4 protein-coding genes are annotated in these 3,157 nt (G+C 67.0%); all 4 read right to left on the bottom strand.

Translation table 11 applies throughout. The features are described 5' to 3' along the window. Positions 1 to 1,145: polyamine aminopropyltransferase (locus ACDELDRAFT_RS20635; RefSeq protein ID WP_005800029.1), on the bottom strand; the 1,145-nt coding region annotated here is incomplete at its 3' end. A gap of 60 nt (positions 1,146 to 1,205) precedes the next feature. Continuing rightward, positions 1,206 to 1,427: a DUF350 domain-containing protein gene (locus ACDELDRAFT_RS20630; protein WP_005800028.1), complete on the bottom strand. Its 222-nt coding sequence runs from the start codon at positions 1,425 to 1,427 to the stop codon at positions 1,206 to 1,208. A gap of 21 nt (positions 1,428 to 1,448) precedes the next feature. Further along, positions 1,449 to 2,939, bottom strand: a complete 1,491-nt coding sequence (locus tag ACDELDRAFT_RS20625; RefSeq protein ID WP_005800027.1) for a DUF4178 domain-containing protein — start codon at positions 2,937 to 2,939, stop codon at positions 1,449 to 1,451. 104 nt (positions 2,940 to 3,043) lie between these two features. Further along, a partial coding sequence (locus tag ACDELDRAFT_RS24350; protein WP_198403275.1) for an SHOCT domain-containing protein occupies positions 3,044 to 3,157 on the bottom strand: 114 nt, incomplete at its 5' end.

Raw genomic sequence — 3,157 nt, 5'->3', positions numbered from 1 at the left:
GGGGCGCTCGCGCCCTGGCCCGGCCCGGCGGTGTCCGGCACCGCATCCTGCTGCAGCCACTGGAAGGCGTCTGCATTGACGATGTGCACGCGGGGATCGTTCAGCGCACCGCCATTCAGGCGCGTCAGGGTGTCGTGCTGGCTGAAAAGCTGCGTCATCTGCGGGTCGAGTTCGACGAGCGTGACCGATTCGACCGAGGGGTATTTGAGGATCTCGCGCACCGCCATGCCGTCGCCGCCCCCCAGCACAGCCACCTTGCGGGGCGAGCCATGCGCCGCCATGGCCGGGTGCACCAGGGCCTCGTGGTAGCGGTACTCGTCGCGCTCGGCGAACTGCAGGTTGCCGTTGAGGAACAGCCGGTGGCCCAGCTTGCCGTTGGTGACCACGATGCGCTGGTAGGGCGAGGCAGCGCTGAAGACGATGCGGTCCTGGTAGAACTTGTCTTCGGCGAACGTGGTGATGTGGTCGGCCCCCGCCAGCCCGGCCAGCAAGGCACCCAGCACGGCCGCGCAGGCCAGCACGTGCGCGCGCAGGCGGCGGATCTCCCACCGGAACAGCCACACCGCCCACACCGCCACCACCGCGTTCATGAGACCGAACAGCAGCCCCGTGCGGATGAGCCCCAGGTGTGGCACCAGCAGCAGCGGAAACGCCAGCGACACCGCCAGCGCACCCAGGTAGTCGAATGTGAGCACCTGCGAAACCAGGTCTTTGAGCGCCACGTTGCGCTTGAGGATGCGCATGACCAGCGGAATCTCGAGCCCCACCAGCGTGCCCACCACCAGCACCATGCCGTAGAGCAGCAGGCGAAAGGCGCCGGGCACGTAGGCGTTGGCCACGAACAGCGTGGCGGGCAGCGCGCCGCCGACGAGCGCCACCATCAACTCAATGCGCAGAAAGTGCGCCGGCAGCTGGCGCTCGAAATAGCGCGAGAGCCACGAGCCCACGCCCATGGCGAACAGGTAGGTGCCGATGATGGTGGAGAACTGCAGCACCGAATCGCCCAGCAGGTACGAGGCCAGGGCGCCGGCCGCCAACTCGTAGAGCAGGCCGCAGGCGGCCACCACGAACACGCTGGCCAGCAGGGCGATGTCGATGGGGCGGGCCGCAGCGGGCGCTGTGGGGGAGGGAGAGCGGGATGCCAAAGGGTGTGCCCACGCGCGCAAGGGCTGCGCGCCGTGTTCGTCAGAAGGGATCGAAAAGGGTCAGCCGTGGATGGCCGCGGCCACGATGATGCTGATGCCCAGGCACATGGCGGCCACCACCATGGCCAGCGCCTTGTTCTGCTTTTCGACGATTTCGCGCCACAGGTCGTAGGGCGTGATCTTGTCGATGATGACGAAGCTGATCCAGAACACCAGCACGCCCACCAGGGCGAACAGGATGGAGCCAAAAAATGCGGCAGGCCGCAGCCATTCAATTCCCATGATGACCTCCGTGGGTAAAAACTACTTGTGCCCGCCGCCGGTGGAAAAACCACCGAACGAGCCGCCCGAGCTGCGATAGCCGCTGCCGGACGAGCCCGAGCAATTGCTCAGGATGATGAGCAGGATGATGATGATGACCGCGATGAGGATGATGGTGCCGCAGCCCAGGCCCGACTTGGCCACGAAGGGGCCGGGGTCGTCGCGCTGCAGCACGTCCTTCTTGTCGCCCAGCCCGAAGGCCTGCACCACCGCGTCGCTGGCCAGCTTGTCGCCCGCCGACCAGGTGATCTCGTTGGCGCTCTGCTCCATGGAGAGCAGGCCCTTGGCGCTTTCGAAATCGCGGTTGCTGGTTTTCTGGCCCCGCTCGACCTGCCAGTAGAACTCGCCCAGCACGTAGGTGGTTTCGGCCTCGTAGGTGTACTTGAGCTGGTAGGTCGTGCCCAGGTAGGTGGCGCTGCGGCCGCTGGCGGCCATCTGCGGCGCGCCCGTGGTGGGCCGCACGAAGCTCCAGCCTTCCTCGGAATCCACCAGGAAGGCGAAGCCCCGCTTCTGGTTGTAGAGCAGGTATTCGCTCCAGCCGAAATGCTCGTCGTCGCCCGGCTCCACGCCCATGCGGTGCTGGAAGCCCACCACCTGCCAGTGCACACCCTGCAGCTGGCCCTTGCTGCCCAGCGGGATGAGGGGCTGCACCGGCTCGTCCTGCTCGGCCGAGCGCAGCTCGCCGCCCACGCCGCTGTCCAGGCTGATGATGCTGGCGCACGACCCGCAGGTGATGCTCTTGGTGCTGGACAGCTGCACCTGCACCGGCGCGCCGCAGTGGGGGCAGTTGAACTGGCGGCCTTTTTCGTCCTTGACCGATTCGTCCTTGAGGCCCTGGAGCTGCAGGTCTTCCAGCAGCACGGCACGGCCGCGCTCGACGTGGGGCGGCATGTGGGCGTACTCGACGCTCACCACCTCGCCATCGCTGCTGCGCAACTCGACCATGCCGAACGGTTGGCCCAGCGGCGGCAGCTTGGGCAGCTCGCCCTGCGCTGAAATCAGCTGCGCCTGGCCGCTGTAGGCCACGCTGTAGGGCTTGCCGTTGATCGCCGTGGTGCTGCCGATGCGAAACCGCGCGGCCTCGGGCATCTCGCGGCCGGGGTCGATGGGCCGGGTGAAGACGTAGGCGCCGTTGTCCTCGCCCAGCGTGGCCAGCGTGCCGTCATTCAGGAACGCCGCCCATTCGGTCCAGACCCCCGCGTCACCCTTGTACTGCAGGCGGCCGATGAGGGTGAAGGATACGTCCTTGCCATCGAGCGCGATACGCCCGCTGGCCATGAGCTGCAGCGGGCTGTGGTCGTCAAACAGCTCGGCCATCTTGCCCAGGCGCGTGAGCACGTCGCCACTGCGCACCACGGTGCTCTGGCAGTAGCCGCAGACGGCGTGGGTGGACTGCGCGCTGCGAAACTCGACGGGCGCGCCGCAGCCCGGGCAGGGCGCCCGGTAGCTGCGCTGGGTGGGGCTGGTGGCCATGGTCGGGGCTGCTGCCTGCGCCGCGCTTGGCGGTTTTGAAGCCGTTTCGGCCTCTAGCGCTTATCCCTCATGCGCCGACAGCTATTTTTATAGGAGCAAACGGATCAGACCAGCTTCTTCAGCAGCTCGGCCTTCTTGGCGTCGAACTCTTCCTGCGTGAGGATGCCCTTGGCCTTGAGGTCGCCCAATTTTTCGAGCGTGGCCATCACGTCCTCGGG

The sequence above is a fragment of the Acidovorax delafieldii 2AN genome (genome assembly GCF_000175235.1).
GTDB classification, from domain to species: domain Bacteria; phylum Pseudomonadota; class Gammaproteobacteria; order Burkholderiales; family Burkholderiaceae_C; genus Acidovorax; species Acidovorax delafieldii_B.
The sequence above is the reverse complement of the archived record's forward strand: the minus strand, read 5'-3'. Positions and strand labels throughout refer to the sequence as shown.

Bases quoted from the DNA above. Each gene is read 5' to 3' on its own strand.
- ACDELDRAFT_RS20630 (WP_005800028.1), bottom strand. From the start codon at position 1,427: ATGGGAATTGAATGGCTGCGGCCTGCCGCATTTTTTGGCTCCATCCTG.
- ACDELDRAFT_RS20625 (WP_005800027.1), bottom strand. From the start codon at position 2,939: ATGGCCACCAGCCCCACCCAGCGCAGCTACCGGGCGCCCTGCCCGGGC.